The sequence below is a fragment of the Ruegeria sp. BJ5 genome (assembly GCF_056537865.1).
In genome coordinates, this window is record NZ_JBQFSH010000006.1 from 103,182 (window position 1) to 119,274 (window position 16,093).

The 16,093-nt window shown below is 62.0% G+C and carries 16 protein-coding genes and 1 tRNA gene; 13 read left to right on the forward strand and 4 right to left on the reverse strand.

Going from position 1 to position 16,093, the window contains the following annotated elements:
- The first annotated feature begins 62 nt into the window (after positions 1–62).
- Positions 63–1,025, forward strand: a complete 963-nt coding sequence (locus ACR0NY_RS18080) for an acetyl-CoA carboxylase carboxyltransferase subunit alpha (RefSeq protein ID WP_170370110.1) — start codon at positions 63–65, stop codon at positions 1,023–1,025.
- 4 nt (positions 1,026–1,029) lie between these two features.
- Here the strand turns inward: ACR0NY_RS18080 and ACR0NY_RS18085 are convergent, their stop codons facing one another.
- The 3 genes from ACR0NY_RS18085 to ACR0NY_RS18095 all read right to left on the reverse strand — a co-directional run bounded on the left by ACR0NY_RS18085 (position 1,030) and on the right by ACR0NY_RS18095 (position 3,655).
- Positions 1,030–2,169, reverse strand: a complete 1,140-nt coding sequence (locus ACR0NY_RS18085; protein WP_170370112.1) for a lytic murein transglycosylase — start codon at positions 2,167–2,169, stop codon at positions 1,030–1,032.
- Positions 2,170–2,281: 112 nt separating this feature from the next.
- On the reverse strand, positions 2,282–2,929 hold the full coding sequence (locus ACR0NY_RS18090) for a GntR family transcriptional regulator (protein ID WP_093965127.1): 648 nt from the start codon (positions 2,927–2,929) through the stop codon (positions 2,282–2,284).
- A gap of 30 nt (positions 2,930–2,959) precedes the next feature.
- On the reverse strand, positions 2,960–3,655 hold the full coding sequence (locus ACR0NY_RS18095) for a M48 family metallopeptidase (protein ID WP_254432995.1): 696 nt from the start codon (positions 3,653–3,655) through the stop codon (positions 2,960–2,962).
- A gap of 100 nt (positions 3,656–3,755) precedes the next feature.
- On the opposite strand from ACR0NY_RS18095, the gene ACR0NY_RS18100 reads away from it, so the two are divergent.
- The gene (locus ACR0NY_RS18100) at positions 3,756–4,076 is read left to right on the forward strand and encodes a TIGR02300 family protein (RefSeq protein WP_093965124.1); all 321 of its coding nucleotides are present in this window, start codon (positions 3,756–3,758) and stop codon (positions 4,074–4,076) included.
- 144 nt (positions 4,077–4,220) lie between these two features.
- A tRNA-Ala gene (locus tag ACR0NY_RS18105) sits at positions 4,221–4,296 on the forward strand.
- 37 nt (positions 4,297–4,333) lie between these two features.
- Here the strand turns inward: ACR0NY_RS18105 and ACR0NY_RS18110 are convergent.
- Entirely contained in the window at positions 4,334–5,341 is a 1,008-nt protein-coding gene (locus ACR0NY_RS18110; protein WP_170370116.1) for a nuclear transport factor 2 family protein, read from the reverse strand.
- Between the two features lie 165 nt (positions 5,342–5,506).
- Between ACR0NY_RS18110 and ACR0NY_RS18115 the strand changes: the two genes are divergently transcribed.
- From ACR0NY_RS18115 to ACR0NY_RS18160, 10 genes are all read left to right on the forward strand, one after another.
- A complete protein-coding gene (locus ACR0NY_RS18115; RefSeq protein WP_170370118.1) occupies positions 5,507–6,556 on the forward strand; it encodes an ABC transporter ATP-binding protein in 1,050 nt (349 codons plus the stop codon).
- Positions 6,557–6,631: 75 nt separating this feature from the next.
- On the forward strand, positions 6,632–7,843 hold the full coding sequence (locus ACR0NY_RS18120; RefSeq protein WP_170370120.1) for an ABC transporter substrate-binding protein: 1,212 nt from the start codon (positions 6,632–6,634) through the stop codon (positions 7,841–7,843).
- A gap of 67 nt (positions 7,844–7,910) precedes the next feature.
- A complete protein-coding gene (locus tag ACR0NY_RS18125; RefSeq protein ID WP_170342799.1) occupies positions 7,911–8,933 on the forward strand; it encodes a carbohydrate ABC transporter permease in 1,023 nt (340 codons plus the stop codon).
- A 1-nt stretch (position 8,934) separates the two neighbouring features.
- A complete protein-coding gene (locus tag ACR0NY_RS18130) occupies positions 8,935–10,089 on the forward strand; it encodes a carbohydrate ABC transporter permease (RefSeq protein ID WP_093965119.1) in 1,155 nt (384 codons plus the stop codon).
- Positions 10,090–10,219: 130 nt separating this feature from the next.
- On the forward strand, positions 10,220–10,750 hold the full coding sequence (locus tag ACR0NY_RS18135) for an ester cyclase (protein ID WP_170342801.1): 531 nt from the start codon (positions 10,220–10,222) through the stop codon (positions 10,748–10,750).
- An 11-nt stretch (positions 10,751–10,761) separates the two neighbouring features.
- Positions 10,762–12,090 carry a histidinol dehydrogenase gene (gene hisD, locus ACR0NY_RS18140; protein WP_170370121.1) on the forward strand — a complete coding sequence of 443 codons (1,329 nt, stop codon included), beginning with the start codon at positions 10,762–10,764 and terminating at the stop codon, positions 12,088–12,090.
- Positions 12,087–13,139: an ester cyclase gene (locus ACR0NY_RS18145; RefSeq protein ID WP_170370123.1), complete on the forward strand. Its 1,053-nt coding sequence runs from the start codon at positions 12,087–12,089 to the stop codon at positions 13,137–13,139. The genes hisD and ACR0NY_RS18145 overlap by 4 nt, the downstream gene beginning before the upstream one ends.
- Positions 13,139–13,903 carry an SDR family NAD(P)-dependent oxidoreductase gene (locus ACR0NY_RS18150; RefSeq protein WP_170342807.1) on the forward strand — a complete coding sequence of 255 codons (765 nt, stop codon included), beginning with the start codon at positions 13,139–13,141 and terminating at the stop codon, positions 13,901–13,903. The genes ACR0NY_RS18145 and ACR0NY_RS18150 overlap by 1 nt, the downstream gene beginning before the upstream one ends.
- Positions 13,903–14,946, forward strand: coding sequence for a LacI family DNA-binding transcriptional regulator (locus tag ACR0NY_RS18155; protein ID WP_170343449.1), 1,044 nt, complete (start codon positions 13,903–13,905; stop codon positions 14,944–14,946). Before ACR0NY_RS18150 ends, ACR0NY_RS18155 begins: the two co-directional genes overlap by 1 nt.
- The gene (locus ACR0NY_RS18160; protein WP_170370125.1) at positions 14,943–15,932 is read left to right on the forward strand and encodes a nuclear transport factor 2 family protein; all 990 of its coding nucleotides are present in this window, start codon (positions 14,943–14,945) and stop codon (positions 15,930–15,932) included. Before ACR0NY_RS18155 ends, ACR0NY_RS18160 begins: the two co-directional genes overlap by 4 nt.
- Positions 15,933–16,093: the final 161 nt, after the last annotated feature.

Consider the following 16,093-nt stretch of genomic DNA (forward strand, 5'->3'; position numbering starts at 1 on the left):
CCGAGTTGCATCCGGGGCGACCTCGGGTCATATAGCGGAGAACTTTCGCGTTGAGAGGCGTCATGACCCAGTATCTGGATTTCGAAAAACCGCTGGCTGAGATTGAAGGCAAAGCTGAAGAGCTGCGCGCCCTGGCCCGCGCCAACGAAGAGATGGACGTATCGGACGAAGCCGCCGCGCTGGACGCCAAGGCGGCCAAGCTGCTGGACGAGTTGTACAAGGACCTGACGCCCTGGCGAAAATGCCAGGTGGCCCGCCATCCCCAACGTCCGCACTGCAAGGATTATGTCGAGGCCCTGTTCACCGAATTCACCCCGCTGGCTGGTGACCGCAATTTTGCCGACGATCTGGCGGTCATCGGCGGCCTAGCACGGTTCAACGATCAGCCGGTGATGGTGATCGGGCATGAAAAAGGCTCGGACACCAAATCTCGGATCGAGCGCAACTTCGGCATGGCCCGCCCCGAAGGCTATCGCAAAGCCGTGCGCCTTATGGAAATGGCTGGTCGGTTTGGTCTGCCGGTGATCACCTTGGTGGATACCGCCGGCGCGTATCCGGGCAAGGGCGCGGAAGAACGCGGGCAATCCGAAGCGATCGCCCGTTCAACCGAGATGTGTCTGAAAATCGGTGTTCCGCTGGTGTCTGTCATCATCGGCGAAGGCGGCTCGGGCGGCGCGGTGGCATTTGCCACGGCCAACCGGGTGGCGATGCTGGAGCACTCGATCTATTCGGTGATTTCGCCCGAGGGTTGCGCGTCGATCCTTTGGAAAGATGCAGAAAAAATGCGCGAGGCCGCCGAGGCGCTGCGCCTGACCGCGCAGGACCTTCAAAAGTTGGGCGTCTGCGACCTGATCATCTCCGAACCCAAAGGTGGCGCGCATCGCGACCGCCCGGCTACGATCGAATCCGTGGGCAAGGCGATCGCCAAGATGCTGAAGGATCTGAACGGCAAGGATGCCGCCGCGCTGATCAAGGACCGGCGTCAGAAATTCCTGGACCTGGGGTCCAAGGGACTGGCGGCCTGATCCGTCAACCACCCAAAGAGCGCAACAAGCTGACCGAGGGCACGCCCGTTACGGGCAGGCCCTTGGCTTGCTGATAAGCGGTTATGGCCGCGGAGGTATTCTTGCCAATCACCCCATCAGCGCCTTGCGTGTCATACCCGGCAGCAGTCAGACGCCGCTGCAACTCTTTGCGATCTTCCAGCGTCAGGCCGGTTTCGTCGGGCCCGAAAGACGCCTGAAAAGGTGCGCCACCGGCGATCCGATCCGACAGGTGCCCGACCCCGATCGCGTAGCTGTCCGAGTTGTTGTAGCGTTTGATCACCTGGAAATTGCGGAACACCGCTATGCGCGGCCCGGGTTTCTGCGGCTGCAGAATTGCAACCGGTGTGCCCGAGTTTGCCGCCGCAGATCCGACCTCACCCCCCCAAGGCTGGCCCCGCACCCAACCCGCCCGCGACAGGTAGGCAGCCGTCGAAGCCAGCGAGTCCGTCGGATCGTCGGACCAGATGTCGCGTCGGCCGTCTCCGGTGAAATCCACGGCGTAGGCCAGATACGAGGTCGGGATGAATTGCGTATGCCCCATGGCACCGGCCCAGCTGCCGGTCATGTTGGCCGGCGACGTGTCACCGTTTTGAAGGATCTTCAACGCCGCAATCAGCTGGCTTTCGAAGAACACCCCGCGACGCCCGTCATAGGCCAGCGTGGAAAGGGCCGAAATAACGGGCACATCGCCCCGCCGCTGCCCATAGCGGCTTTCCAGCCCCCAGACCGCCACCACGACCTCTTTGTCGACGCCATAGCGCGACTCGATCTGCGTGAGGGTGGCGTTGTGGCGTTGCAGCATCTGCTTGCCGGTACTGATCCGCTCGTCTGACGCGGCGATGGCCAGATAGTCTTCGAGCGAGCGCTTGAACTCGACCTGGTTGCGGTCGCGTTCGATCACATCTGGTAGGTAACCGGCACCCTGAAACGCCCGGTCGATCGTCGCTTGCGAAATACCCTGCCCGGCCGCGCGCGCCTTGAAACTTGCAACCCAGGAATCCCAGCCGGCATCGGGCACTGCCCGCATTCGCGACGCGGTTGTTCCGGTTGGCGCGGACCCGCCCGCGCAGGCGCTCAGGAAACCTGCACCGAGACCCAGTGAGAATGTCCGTCGATTGATCATGGCTGAAATCTGCTCTTGTTTGTTGTTGGCAGCAGCGTAGCGCAGCAAATGCTTTGAGGCCAGCTTCGCAACCGCCGTCCGTTTGGATTTTTCACTTTGGGCAAAGGCCCGCTCAACTGACCAGCAGGCGCAGACCCTGGGTCACATCCGATCGCACCGCCAACCGCAAACCCGGCTCGTCCCCCGCCTTCAGAGCGGCGATGATCAGCTTGTGATAATGCGGCGGTTCGGTCCGTCGCAGGCGGCCATAAAGAGCGCGCATGGTCGGACCAAGCTGTAGCCAGACGGTTTCGGCCATCGCAAGCATGGCCGGAGCCTGCGCCCGCAGATAAAGCGTGCGGTGAAACTCGAGGTTCGTTCGGATGTAGCCGACCGCATCACGCTTGGTCACCATTTCGGCCACGGTCATGTTGATGCTCTGCAATCGGTCGATCAGAGCCATATGCGCCCGAGGCAGCGCACGGCTGGCCAGCTCGACCTCCAGCAAGGCCCGCAGCGCGGCCAATTCTTCGATCCGGTCGTTGCTGAGTTCGGGCGTGGAGACCCGCCCCGAGTTGGACAGAAAGAGCGCCCCTTCGGCGGCCAGACGGCGCACGGCTTCGCGCGCCGGCGTCATGGACACACCGAACTCCTTGCCGATGCCGCGCAGCGTCAGCGCCTGACCGGGTGGAATTTCTCCATGCATGATTCGAGACCGCAGGGCGCGGTATACCTGATCATGGGTCGCGATCTGAGAGTCGGAGCTACGGGTGGTCAACATGCCCTCATGTGATCACAAATCCCCGTGAGGTCAACCGGCGGGCGCATCGAACCTGTAACGGTGCAGTTCGGCCCCATTGTCGCGCAGCCAGTGCCGGGCCGCTTTGTGCGGGCCGAACAGGCGCTCGACCTGCGCCCAGAACGCCGCCGAATGGTTCATCTCGGCCAGATGCGCGACCTCATGAGCGGCGACATAGTGCAGGATTTCGGGGGGCGCCAGGATCAGCCGCCACGAAAACATCAACCCTCCCGCTGCACTGCACGACCCCCACCGCGACCGTGTATCGCGCAACGTCAGGCTGGAGTACTCCCGCCCCAGCATGGCTGCATAGTCGTCGCAGGCTTCGATCAAGCGATCACGCGCCAGCTCTTTCAAAAAGCGCGCGAGGCGCCGCGCCTCGGCCCCTTCGGGCACCGCAACCTGATCGGCGTGTAAACTGACCCGGCGCCCCTCCGCCGGTACGATTCGCCTTGGCACACCTTCGACCGGCAGGGTTTCCCCGAAGCCGACTGACGCCGGAACGGGCCGCGCGCCCAGATGCTGGCGGATCCAGTCCTCCTTTGACTGCGCAAAGCCGATCGCCTCGGATTCGGACACACCCTTCGGATAAGTCAACGTAACCCGGCCATCCAACTGGGAAATACGCAAGCTTATGCGGCGTGCCCGCGCCGATTTGCGCAAGGTCAGCGCAACGGGAGGCTGTCCGGGCAATGAATGTCGCCCCATGGTGCGATCTCCTTGGCGCAAAGGCTTTGACAGTACCCGCCGCATGTGGCAGGTGACCTGAATCGTTGATACGACTCACCTGATATCAAGGGGAATTGACATGCCCAAGGAAGAATGGGGCGTAAAGCGCGTTTGCCCGACCACTGGCAAGCGGTTTTATGACCTGAACAAGGACCCGATCATCAGCCCCTATACCGGCGAGATCGTGGAATTGGAAACCGGCAAAAGCCGGATGATCGCAGCCGACGCCGAAGATGCAGCGTCGGTCAAGGCGCGCGAAGCCACGTCCAATGACGAACTGCTGGACGATGATGACGCGGTCGACGTCGATCTGGACGACGATCTGCTTGAGGACGACGACGAGGACAACGTCTCGTTGGACGACATCACCGACGTCGCGTCTGAAGACGAAGACTCGTGATCCGGCCGGGGCGGCGCAGGCTGCCCCGCGCCCCGATGCACCCCGTGCGCCGCGCATCTTTTTTCACCGAATCCGATTTTTTGGTCTTGCACTCGCGCACGTCGTTTCATAAACGTCCGTCCACCGCACAGGCGGTACCGGAAAGGGGCCTTAGCTCAGTTGGGAGAGCGCTTGCATGGCATGCAAGAGGTCAGGGGTTCGACTCCCCTAGGCTCCACCAAATCCCCTCCCATTGCATCCAGTCCGCCCCCCCCGGTCTACACCTGCGCCGATCCGATGCCCGTGGTTCTTTCCAGTATGTCCACGCCCTGCTGTTTCCAGAAATGCAGAAGGTCGATGAAGATCCAGTTCTCGGCCAGCTTGCCGCCCGCGCGGCGATAGATGTCGATCACTCGAAACTCACCGGGCGTTTGGGTCGCCGGCATGCCCATGAACCCTCCGGTAGGAACAGCCGTGAAGTTCGGCCAGCCAAAAAACCCGCCGTAGTGACCTTCGGCCAGCCGGCAGACATGTTTGGTCTTTGACCGCTCGGCGAATGCCGCGCGGAAGGGACCGGCATGTTGCTTGCCGTACCGATCAATCGTGTAGGTGGCGCCAATTCCCTCGGGCCCCCACCAGATCATGTCGTCATGCCAGGTGCGGCTCAGCTCTTCGCTCAGGGTCAGGCCACTTTTCCACTGGCCCAGATCGGAAATCATGGCGTTGATCAGCGCCAGAGTCTGCTCCCCTTCTTCGACCGGTTGATCCGCGCCAAGGATACCGTCGTGAGTCAGGGGCCCGGGCTGTACAAGATGGGCTGCGGTTTGGGGCGGAAACGGGTTCTGACCGGCCTGCACCATCAGATGCGGGATATCGAAATACATCGCGGTCTCGACGATCTTGCCGTCTTGCACCTTGTTGAACTCGCAATAGCGCAGGAATGCCATTTTGCCTGTCGGTCGAATGCCCAACCAGGAGTGGTCGAAAAGACCCATCAGATGGCCCATGGAAACCACCCAGACCTCGCGCTCGTCGGTCAGCGAGTTGCAACCCGCAAAGAAAATATCCTGACGCCGCTGCATGCGTTTGAGGCTGTTTCGCAGCGGGCCCCAGAAGTTTTCTGCTACGTCGTGGACCCCCGAAATCTGACCGAACGGGTGAAAGCCGCGCCACAGCAGATTCGGCGCACAGAATCGCCCTATGACGTCTGCCAGCTTGTCGTTGGAGGCCAACTGCAGGTCCTCATAGAACGCCTTCACCAGATCTTTCTCTTTTTGAAAGCTCATCTGTTTTTCATTGTTTTGCAGCATATTGCGCCTGTTTCTGCCCGGGGGTGAATCACTGATTTCCGGCATATTTGCATACGTATGCAAAAATGTCTTGCCAGAATTGGTAAACCAAGAATACCCTTTTGCAAACGTATGCAAAACGATTCCTTCCCGGGGGGCTTCATGGCGGAAATTCAACTGCGCAATGTCGGCAAGCGATGGGGATCGTTTGTTGGGGTTCACAACTTCGATCTGACGATTGCCGATCGCGAGTTTCTGGTTCTGCTTGGCCCGTCCGGCTGCGGCAAGACCACGACAATGCGCATGATCGCTGGGCTTGAGGACGTGACCGAGGGCGACATCCTGATTGACGGCAAGGTGGTCAACGATCTCGAGCCAAAGGACCGCGACGTGGCGATGGTGTTCCAGAGCTATGCCCTCTACCCCAACATGAACGTCTATGAAAACATCCGCTTCCCGCTGAAGGTCCGCGGGATCGACCCCGCAACCCATGACGAGAAGGTGCGCCGCGCCAGCGCCATGGTCGAGCTGGACGAATTTCTGCATCGCAAACCGGCGGAACTGTCGGGCGGTCAACGCCAACGTGTTGCTCTGGCCCGCGCGATCGTGCGCGAACCGAACGTGTTCCTGATGGACGAGCCCCTGTCCAACCTGGACGCCAAGCTGCGTGTATCCACCCGCGCGCAGATCAAGAATCTCAGCCACGAACTGGCCGTCACCACGATCTATGTCACCCATGACCAGATCGAGGCCATGACGCTGGCCGACCGCGTGGTGGTGATGAAAAAGGGCATTGTGCAACAGGTTGGTAGCCCGACCGAGATTTACGACCGCCCGGCCAACACTTTCGTCGCCAGTTTCATCGGCTCGCCCGCCATGAACCTGATGGATGGTCAGGTCGAGGGCGGCGTGTTCCGGACCACGGGTGTCGAAATCCCGGGGCTGGACATTGCTGACGGCCCGCTGACCTTGGGGTTCCGTGCCGAGGATGCGACACTGGCCGAAGGTCAGGGCCAGATCACGGCACCGATCTACACGCTCGAGCTGCTGGGTGACGCCACCATGATTTCGGTCCGGGTCGGCGGCGCATTGGTCTCGGTCAAAGCCGACAAAGCATTCCGTGCCGAAATAGGCGAGATGGTCTCGTTCTCGGTGCCGAAAGAAATCTGTCACCTGTTCGAAGCAGAGAGCGGTGCGCGGATCGGGGGCTGACCCCAACCAAAGCCCGAAAGGGCCAACCAACGGTCCGGACGTCGACGACGGACCGATCCTGACAGGGAGAAACGCATGAAACTCAAGACAATTCTGATGGCAGGCGCCATGACCATGGTGACCAGCACTGCATGGGCGGCGTGTTCGTTCGAGAACACCGTTCCGCTCAAATCACTGTCCGCCGGGTTCGAGGCCTGGAAGGCCGTCACCGACGCGATGGCCGAGTGCGGCAATTTCAGCGCATCGCTGGATCAGGAGTTCCGCGAGAAGCAGCCCGAAGCCTTTGCGGCCGATCCGGCTCTGTACCAGATCGGCGGCGTGTCGAACGCAACGCTGGTGCCGTTGCTGAACGCGGGCACCATTCGTCCGCTGGATGATCTGGTCGCAAAATACGGTCAGGATCTGCTGCCGAACCAACTGATCAAGGTAGACGGGCAAACCATGGCGATCGCCATGATGGTGAACGCCCAGCACCTGATGTACCGCAGCGACGTTCTGGCCGATCTGGGGATCGAAGAGCCCAAGACCTATGACGATGTTCTGGCCGCTGCAGCCAAGATCAAAGAGGCCGGCGTCATGGATTACCCCGTTGGCGGCACCTTCAAAACCGGCTGGAACCTGGGTCAGGAGTTCGTGAACATGTACCTGGGCGAAGGCGGAGAGTTCTTTGCTGACGGCAACATGCCTGCAATCAACAACGATCAGGGCGTGAAGGCTCTGGAGACGCTCAAGGCCATGACCGAATACATGGACCCCGAGTATCTGGTGTCTGATTCCACATACGTTCAGCAGCAGTTCCAACAGGGCAAGATCGCCATGGCCAACCTGTGGGCCAGCCGCGCGGCCGCAATGAACGATGAGGCCGAAAGCCAGGTCGTCGGCAAGGTCGTCATGGCCGCCGCTCCGATGGGCTCGGCCGCCCCGGCGACCACGATCTGGTGGGACGGCATCGTTCTTGCCTCGAACATGAGTGACGAAGAGGCCGATGCCGCGTTCCGCGTGGCGCTGGAAGGCATGGATGCAGAAATGGTCGAGGCCAACAACAACGCTGCCGTCTGGCTGAACCCGGCCTACAAGCCCGGTGATCTGGCCGCAGGTGCAGCCGCTTCGGCAGAAGCCGGCGCCAAAGCCTATCCCGCATCTGGCCCGATGGGGATCATGCACACTGCGCTTGGCAATGGCCTGGCCGATTATCTGACTGGCGCCAAAGACGCACAGACCACGCTGGCAGACATCGAGGCGGACTATCTGACCGCCGCGAAAGAGGCCGGACTGGTCAACAACTGATCCTGCCGCGGGAGGGCCTAGACCCTCCCGCACCCAATCCAACGAGAACCATGAGAAAGGCAGAGCCATGAATTTCCGGACATTTGCCGCCTTTGTCGGCCCCTCTGTCTTTATGATGCTTCTCTTTATCGCTTTCCCGCTGGTCAGCGTGTTCAAGCAGAGTTTCTACGTCACCCAGCCCATCTATGAGACGGTCGAGGTCGAGACCTGCACGCCGGGCTTCCTGACCCAGACCTGCGTGACCGAGGAAAAGTCCATTCCGAGGCTGGACGAAGAGGGCGAGATCATCACGCAGACCCAGTTTGTCGGGCTGGAAAGCTATCGCAACGTGCTGGAGCCTGAACGCGCCTGGCGCGCGATCAGCGAAGGCAGCTGGAGCGTGCTGTCCACGATCAATTTCTGGAAGGCGCTGCGCTTTACGTTGACCTTTACCTTGATCACTCTGCCCTTGGTGATCGGTACCGGGCTGCTGATCGCCATCGTGATCAACAATGCGGCGTCGGTCATACGTGGTCCGGTGATCTTTGTGTCGCTCCTGCCCTTCATCATCACTCCGGTCATCGGCGCCCTGTCGATCAACTGGCTGTTTCGCGGCGACGGCATCCTGACGGCCATGCTGGAATGGTGGCTGAACCGCGACATCGCGCTGTTCGCGCAGGCCTGGACAATCGAGTTGCTGATGATGCTATACCGCGTCTGGCACGTCGCACCCTTTGCCGCGATCGTGTTCTACGCCGGTCTTCAGACCGTAAACCAGGACAGCCTTGAAAGCGCAGTGATCGACGGCGCAAGCCGCTGGCAGCGCCTGAAATACATCGTCATCCCGCACCTGATGCCGCTGATCATCTTCGTGTCGATGATCCATCTGATGGACTCCTACCGGGTGTTCGAAGAAATCGTCGGCTTCTCGAGCCAGGGCTACGTGATCTCGCTGCAATGGCTGACCTATGACTTCCTTGTACCGGATCAGGCGGGCAACCGTTCGATCAGCCGGGCCTCGGCCAGCGCCATGCTGACCATGGTCGGAATCGTCATCCTTCTCATCGCACCGCTGCGCCGGACATGGCGCGACCACAAAGGAGGTCACTGATATGTCCTCGCGCGCCCTTCGCCAACCGCTCGGCCTGCGCCTGTCGTCGAACCTGTTTCTTGCGTTCTGGTGCCTTGTGGCGGCCTTCCCGATCTTCTGGATCGCGGTGATGAGCTTCAAATCACCCGTGGACGCATTCGACAGCAACGCGCTGAACGTGATCTTCGGTCCAGCGACTCTTGCGACCGGAGAAGGCCTTTCCATCCTCGACATCATCCTCGGCATTGTCACCATTTGGGTCGCGGTGATTGCGACGACCAAAACACTGCCCTCGATGGTAAGAACCTACACCAAGCCGGGTCAGGCCTGGTTTGGTTGGATCATCGGCGGATTGGCCTTGGTGCTGGGTTTTCTGTTGGTGTTTTTCGTGATCCTGCCGGCCGTTCTGAACGTGCTGAACCCACTTTTCGGCCCGCTGGGGCGGGACGTGGTTGGTCTGACGACCGAGCACTACAAGACCGTCTGGATCGACCGCGGCTTTTCCAACAACTTCAAGAACTCGCTGATCGTTACCGCGGGCGTCGTGACCGTGTCGCTGACCGTAGGCACGCTGGCGGGCTATGGGCTGGCGCGGTCGGGCTCGACGCTGGCGTTCTGGATCCTGATCGTCGCGTTGGTGTTCCGCGCGCTGCCGCACTCGGTTCTGGTTGCGGGCTATCTGCCGGTCTTCATCAACTCGGCCGAATGGCTGCGCCCGATCCTGGGGGAAAACGCGCCCACGCTGTACGGCAAGCCCTTTGCCGTGATCGCGGTTCTGGTAGCGATCAATCAGCCCTTTACCATCTGGATGCTGCGGTCGTTCTTTCAGAACATCCCCGCCGAGCTGGATGAAGCCGCGCGCGTGGATGGCTGCAACCATTTCCAGGCCTTCCGTCGGGTGATTATGCCCGTGATGTGGCCGGGCGTCATCACCACCGGGCTGTTCAGCTTCCTGCTGGCCTACAACGACTTTCTGGTGACCTCGCTGCTGCTGGACGCGCAGAATCAGACCATGGTTCCCGCCATCGCCGGCATGTTCAACCGCGAAACCACCACCACCGACCAGGTCGTCGCCGTGGCCGCCGCCGTGTCGATCACCGCGCCGCTTTTCTTCCTGGTCATGATCTTCCAGCGCCAGATCGTCAGCGGCCTGACCGCCGGCGCGGTCAAAGGCTGATGAGCCGCCGGTTCCGCCATAACGCCCTGACGCGCCATCCGGCGCTGAACAGGTTGCCCAGGGATTTTCCCGGATTTGGGGGCATGTCCCCCCGATCCCCAATCCCTGACAATCTGACAAGGACAAGACGATGAAAGGTTCCCGACCTGAACAAGCGGTTCTGACCCGCGACACCGACCTGAACAAAACCGAAGACACGCGCCGCGTGATCGAAACCATGGTCGACGGCCTGAATGACCACCGCATCAACGACATTGGCGAGTTCTTCACGGAAGGGTTCCGCTGGATGGGCAATCAGGGCTGCGGCACGAAGAACGGCCTGAAGGAGTTTCAGGACAACTGGCAGCGCCCCTTCCAGGCTGCGTTTTCCGACAAGGTCTGCATCGACGAGGCGCGGCTTTACATGGGCGAATGGGCCGCGGCCTTTGGCCGGCAGGAGGCGACCCATTCGGGCGAATTCCTGGGCATCCCGCCCACCGGCAAGCGGGTCGAGATCCGCTACATGGATTTCTGGAAAGTGGTCGACGGCAAGATCGTCGACAACTGGGTGAATGTCGATTTCGCCCATGTCGCCGCGCAACTGGGCGTCGACCTGTTCCAGGGCCACGGCTGGGAAGCATATGACCGGGGCGAGAAAACTCCGCCCCGCCCCGACAACTGAGGATCAAGACAATGGCAATCGAGTATCTCAAACGCGGCAAGTCCGACGCAGACCGGGCCGAGGATGACGCCAAGACCCGCGCCGTGGTCGAGGCGACGCTGAAGGACATCGAAACCCGTGGCGACGACGCGGTGCGCGAGCTGAGCGAGAAGTTCGACAACTATTCGCCCGCCTCGTTCCGCCTGTCGCAGGACGAGATCGACGACCTGATCGCTCAGCTGTCAGACCGCGAACTGGCCGACATCAAGTTCGCGCAGGAGCAGGTGATGAACTTCGCCCGCGCGCAACGCGCCTCGATGACCGATATCGAGGTCGAAACCCTGCCGGGCGTGATCTTGGGCCACAAGAACATCCCCGTGCAGTCGGTCGGGTGCTATGTGCCTGGCGGCAAGTTCCCGATGGTGGCCTCGGCCCATATGTCCGTGGCCACGGCCAGCGTTGCGGGCGTGCCGCGCATCATCGCCTGCACCCCGCCGTTCCAGGGCAAGCCGAACCCGGCGGTGATCGCCGCCATGCATCTGGGTGGCGCGCACGAGATCTATGTCATGGGCGGCATCCAGGCCATCGGCGCGATGGCGCTGGGTACCGAAACGATTGACCCGGTGCACATGCTGGTTGGCCCCGGCAACGCCTTTGTGGCCGAGGCCAAGCGCCAGCTGTTCGGCCGCGTCGGCATCGACCTGTTCGCCGGCCCGACCGAAACCATGGTGATCGCCGACGAAACCGTCGATGCCGAGATCTGCGCCACTGACCTGCTGGGGCAGGCCGAACACGGCTACAACTCGCCCGCGGTTCTGGTCACCAATTCGCGCAAGCTGGCCGAGGAGACCCTGTCCGAGATTGATCGCCTGCTGGGCATCCTGCCGACGGCCGACACCGCGCGGGTCAGCTGGCAGGATTATGGCGAGGTGATCCTGTGCGACAGCTATGACGAGATGCAGCAGGTCGCCGACGAGATCGCCTCGGAGCATGTTCAGGTCATGACCGACCGCGATGATTGGTTCCTGGACAACATGACCTGCTATGGCGCGCTGTTCCTGGGGCCGCGCACCAACGTATCGAACGGTGACAAGGTGATCGGCACCAACCACACGCTGCCCACCAAGAAGGCCGGGCGTTATACCGGCGGTTTGTGGGTGGGCAAATTCCTGAAGACCCACAGCTATCAGAAGATCCTGACCGACGAGGCGGCAACCCTGATCGGCGAGTACGGCTCGCGCCTGTGTCTGCTGGAAGGGTTCGTGGGCCATGCCGAACAATGCAACGTGCGGGTGCGCCGCTATGGCGGCATCAACGTGCCCTATGGCGCACCGGCCCCATACCGGGATGCCGCCGAATGAGTGACAGGCATACGCAGCACAAGGCGCTGATCGCGCCGCTTCGGGCGGCGATGTATGATTTCGACGAACCCGGCGTGCGGGCCGCGCTGGCGCAGGTGACCGCGCCCGACGCCCTGTTCCGCCTGTGCCACCCCTTCGGTGACAGCACCGGCAGCGAGGCGTTCTACGATCTGGCCTACAAGGGCCTGCTGGATGCCTGGCCGGACCTCGAGCGGCGCGACTATATCGTAATGGCCGGACCGGACGAGTTCGGCGCCGACTGGGTCGGCTGCGGTGGCTACTACACCGGCACTTTCACCGGTCCGTGGCTGGACATCCCGCCCACCGGCCATCAGGTCACCATGCGGTTTCACGAGTTCTACCGGTTCGAAAACGGCCGGATCGTCGAGATGCAGGCCCTGTGGGACATCCCCGAAGTGATGATGCAGGCCCGTGCCTGGCCGATGGCGCCCAGCCTGGGCCGCGAATGGCATGTGCCGGGCCCGGCCACGCAGGACGGTCTGGTGCCGGGGCCCTACGACGCCGACAAGGGCCGCGCGACCTGTCAACACATCGTCGACATGCTGGAACATCTGAAAAAGCACCCTTCGCAGGGCGGGCCCGAGGTGATGGAGATGGAACGGTTCTGGCATCCGCGCATGAACTGGTACGGGCCTTCGGGCATCGGCACCGGGCGCGGCTATGCCGGGTTCCGCAACTGGCACCAGATCCCGTTCCTGAACGGGATGCCGGATCGCGGGCAATATGTCGACGACATCACCTATCATTTCTTCGGCGATGGCGACTATGCGGCAGTGACCGGCTGGCCCAACATGATCCAGACCGTCACCCATGACGGGTGGATGGGCATCGCGCCTTCGGGCAAGCGGATCACCATGCGCAGCCTCGATTTCTGGCGGCTGGAGAACGGGCGGATCCGCGAAAACTGGGTTCTGGTCGATCTTCTGGACGCCTATGCGCAGCTTGGCGTTGACGTCTTTGCCCGCCTGCGGGAATTCAACAAGGCCCGTAACCTGGGCCGCATTGAAACCCCGGATGGAATGAGCTGATGACCCAACTGCCCCGCACCCCTTCGTTCTCGCTGAGCGGCAAGACCGCATTGGTCACCGGCGCGTCTTCGGGCATCGGATTGGGATGCGCTGTTGCCTTGGCCGAGGCCGGGGCGCATGTGGTCTGCGCCGCGCGCGGGGCCGAGCGGCTGAACGAAGCGGTTTCCGCCCTGCAAGCGCAGGGTTGGTCGGCCGAGGGGCGGGTGCTGGATCAGGGCGACCTGACCGCGTTGCAGGCGCTGTTCGACGGGCGGGCCTTTGACGTGGTGGTGAACTCGGCCGGGACCGCGCGGCACGGGCCGGCGGTCGAAACCACGCCCGAGGATTTCAACGCTGTCATGAACGTCAACCTGCGCTCGGCCTATTTCCTGTCGGCCTATGCGGCCAAGGCGCTGATGGCAACCGGGCGGCCCGGTTCGATCATCCACATTTCCAGCCAGATGGGCCATGTCGGCGGCATCGACCGGGCGCTGTACTGTGCGACCAAGCACGGGCTGGAAGGCATGGTCAAGGCGATGGCGATCGAATGGGGCAAGCAGGGCGTGCGCATCAACACGGTCTGCCCGACCTTCATCCGAACCCCGCTGACGCAATCGACCTTCGACAACCCCGAACGTGCGGCCTGGATCATGGACAAAATCAAGCTGAACCGCGTGGGCGAGGTCGAGGATATCATGGGCGCGGTTCTCTATTTTGCCTCCGACGCCTCGGGTCTGGTCACAGGCACGTCGATGCTGATCGACGGCGGATGGACGGCGGACTGATGGCGGACAAGGTCACATCGCTTCAGGTTGCGCAACTGGCCGGCGTCAGCCAGTCGGCGGTCAGCCGGGTGTTCACGCCCGGCGCTTCGGTCAGCAAGAAGACCGAGGAAAAGGTGCGCAAGGCGGCGGCCGAACTGGGCTATCGTCCCAACGTGCTGGCGCGGGCGATGGTGTCGGGCAAAAGCCGGATCATCGGCCTGGTTGTCGGCTACCTGGACAACTACTTCTATCCCGAGGCGTTGGAGAAACTGTCCAACCGCCTGCAGGAGCATGGCTATCACGTGCTGATCTTCATGGCCTCGCGCTCGGCCGGAAATATCGACGACGTGATGGAGGAAATCCTCGACTATCAAGTGGACGGGGTCATTCTGGCCTCGGTGCCGATGTCGTCGGACATCGCCACCCGCTGCCAGCAGGCCGGCGTTCCGGTGGTGCTGTTCAACCGTAGCCAGGATCTTGAGGGCATCACCACCGTGACCTCGGACAACTATGCCGGCGGCCGCAAGGTGGCCGAGTTCCTGCTGGCGGGCGGGCACCAACGCATCGCCTACATCGCGGGCTGGCAGGGTGCCTCGACCCAGCGCGACCGCGAGGCTGGTTTCCTTGCCGCACTGCGCGACGCCGGCAGCGATCTGTTTGCACATGGGATCGGCGAGTTTCACACCGAAAATGCCCGTGCGGCGGCCCGAACCATGTTCGACGTGGCACCGGAGCGCCGACCTGACGCGGTTTTCGTCGCCAACGATCATATGGCTTTGGCGGTGATGGATGTTCTACGCTTTGAGCTGGGCCTGCGCATCCCCGAAGACGTCTCGGTCGTGGGGTACGACGATGTGCCCCCCGCCGGATGGCCCGCATACAATCTGACGACGATCCGGCAGCGGGCGAACCTGATGGTCGCGGAAACCGTTGCCGCGCTGCTGGATCACATCGAAGAGCCCAGTACTTCTGAACCCCGCAAGGTGGCAATTGACGGACCGCTGATCGTACGAACCTCGGCCCGGTTGCCCAAGGGATGGAACCCAAAAAGGACGAACACATGAAGGGATTTGACCCCAAATTCCGGGATTTTCCCGACTATATCATCGGCATCACCAAGGAAATCTGGGAAGATCGCGCGATCGCCACGCTGCATGAATATTACAGCGACGACATCGTTGTCCGTTCACCGGGTTCGGTCGTGCTGGGCAATCAAAACGTCATCGGCGCGACGATGGCGACCCTGGCCGAGTTTCCCGACCGGCAGCTTCTGGGCGAAGACGTGATCTGGTCGGGCACGCCCGAAGAGGGGATGCTGAGTTCCCACCGCATCATCTCGACCGCCACGCACCTTGCCGAAGGTGTCTATGGCAAACCAACCGGAACCAAGCTGCGGTACCGGATTCTGGCCGATTGCCATGCGATCGACAATCAGATCAACGATGAATGGCTGATCCGCGATCAGGGGGCCATCGTGCGCCAGATGGGCTGGGACCCCAAGGAATACGCGGCCGACCTGATCGCTCGCGAGGGCGGGCCGGAAAACTGCGTGAAACCTCTGACGCCCGAGATCGACCAGCCCGGCCCTTACAAGGGTCGAGGCAACGACAATGAATGGGGCCAGCGCTATGCCGATATTCTGACCCGGATCATGAACGCCGACATGGGCGCGATCGGGGCTGAATACGACCGCGCGGTTCAGTCGGAATATGTCGGCGGGGTCACCGGACACGGTTGGGACTCGGTCGACCGGTTCTGGATGGGATTGCGAGCCAGCTTCCCCAATGCCGAGTTCCGCATCGAACACCAGATAGGCCGCGACGATCCCAACATGCCACCCCGTGCCGCACTGCGCTGGAGCCTGTGGGGCAAGCATGACGGATGGGGGGTGTTCGGAGCCCCCACCGGAGCGCAGGTCTATGTTCTGGGCATCAGCCATGCCGAATTCGGCGAACTGATCAGCGGCGAACCCAAGCTGCGCCGCGAATACACCCTGTTTGACGAAACCTCGGTCTGGAAGCAGATCCTTCTGCAGGGCGCAGAGGTCTGAATGCACGCTCCGGTCGAATATCGTGTTCTGGCGTGCGGCCTGCGCGAAACCGATGCAAGCCGACGCTTGCACCGGTTCCGGCAAAGCCTTCGAGCGCGCCGCCTGAATTTGCGGCCTCCGGGAACGTGATCGAACATCTGCCGACCATTCCCTCAAACGCA

Bases quoted from the DNA above. Each gene is read 5' to 3' on its own strand.
- ACR0NY_RS18120 (WP_170370120.1), top strand. From the start codon at position 6,632: ATGAAACTCAAGACAATTCTGATGGCAGGCGCCATGACCATGGTGACC.
- ACR0NY_RS18155 (WP_170343449.1), top strand. From the start codon at position 13,903: ATGGCGGACAAGGTCACATCGCTTCAGGTTGCGCAACTGGCCGGCGTC.
- ACR0NY_RS18090 (WP_093965127.1), bottom strand. From the start codon at position 2,929: ATGTTGACCACCCGTAGCTCCGACTCTCAGATCGCGACCCATGATCAG.
- hisD (WP_170370121.1), top strand. From the start codon at position 10,762: ATGGCAATCGAGTATCTCAAACGCGGCAAGTCCGACGCAGACCGGGCC.
- ACR0NY_RS18095 (WP_254432995.1), bottom strand. From the start codon at position 3,655: ATGGGGCGACATTCATTGCCCGGACAGCCTCCCGTTGCGCTGACCTTG.
- ACR0NY_RS18110 (WP_170370116.1), bottom strand. From the start codon at position 5,341: ATGAGCTTTCAAAAAGAGAAAGATCTGGTGAAGGCGTTCTATGAGGAC.
- ACR0NY_RS18085 (WP_170370112.1), bottom strand. From the start codon at position 2,169: ATGATCAATCGACGGACATTCTCACTGGGTCTCGGTGCAGGTTTCCTG.
- ACR0NY_RS18135 (WP_170342801.1), top strand. From the start codon at position 10,220: ATGAAAGGTTCCCGACCTGAACAAGCGGTTCTGACCCGCGACACCGAC.
- ACR0NY_RS18145 (WP_170370123.1), top strand. From the start codon at position 12,087: ATGAGTGACAGGCATACGCAGCACAAGGCGCTGATCGCGCCGCTTCGG.
- ACR0NY_RS18100 (WP_093965124.1), top strand. From the start codon at position 3,756: ATGCCCAAGGAAGAATGGGGCGTAAAGCGCGTTTGCCCGACCACTGGC.
- ACR0NY_RS18115 (WP_170370118.1), top strand. From the start codon at position 5,507: ATGGCGGAAATTCAACTGCGCAATGTCGGCAAGCGATGGGGATCGTTT.
- ACR0NY_RS18130 (WP_093965119.1), top strand. From the start codon at position 8,935: ATGTCCTCGCGCGCCCTTCGCCAACCGCTCGGCCTGCGCCTGTCGTCG.
- ACR0NY_RS18125 (WP_170342799.1), top strand. From the start codon at position 7,911: ATGAATTTCCGGACATTTGCCGCCTTTGTCGGCCCCTCTGTCTTTATG.
- ACR0NY_RS18150 (WP_170342807.1), top strand. From the start codon at position 13,139: ATGACCCAACTGCCCCGCACCCCTTCGTTCTCGCTGAGCGGCAAGACC.
- ACR0NY_RS18080 (WP_170370110.1), top strand. From the start codon at position 63: ATGACCCAGTATCTGGATTTCGAAAAACCGCTGGCTGAGATTGAAGGC.
- ACR0NY_RS18160 (WP_170370125.1), top strand. From the start codon at position 14,943: ATGAAGGGATTTGACCCCAAATTCCGGGATTTTCCCGACTATATCATC.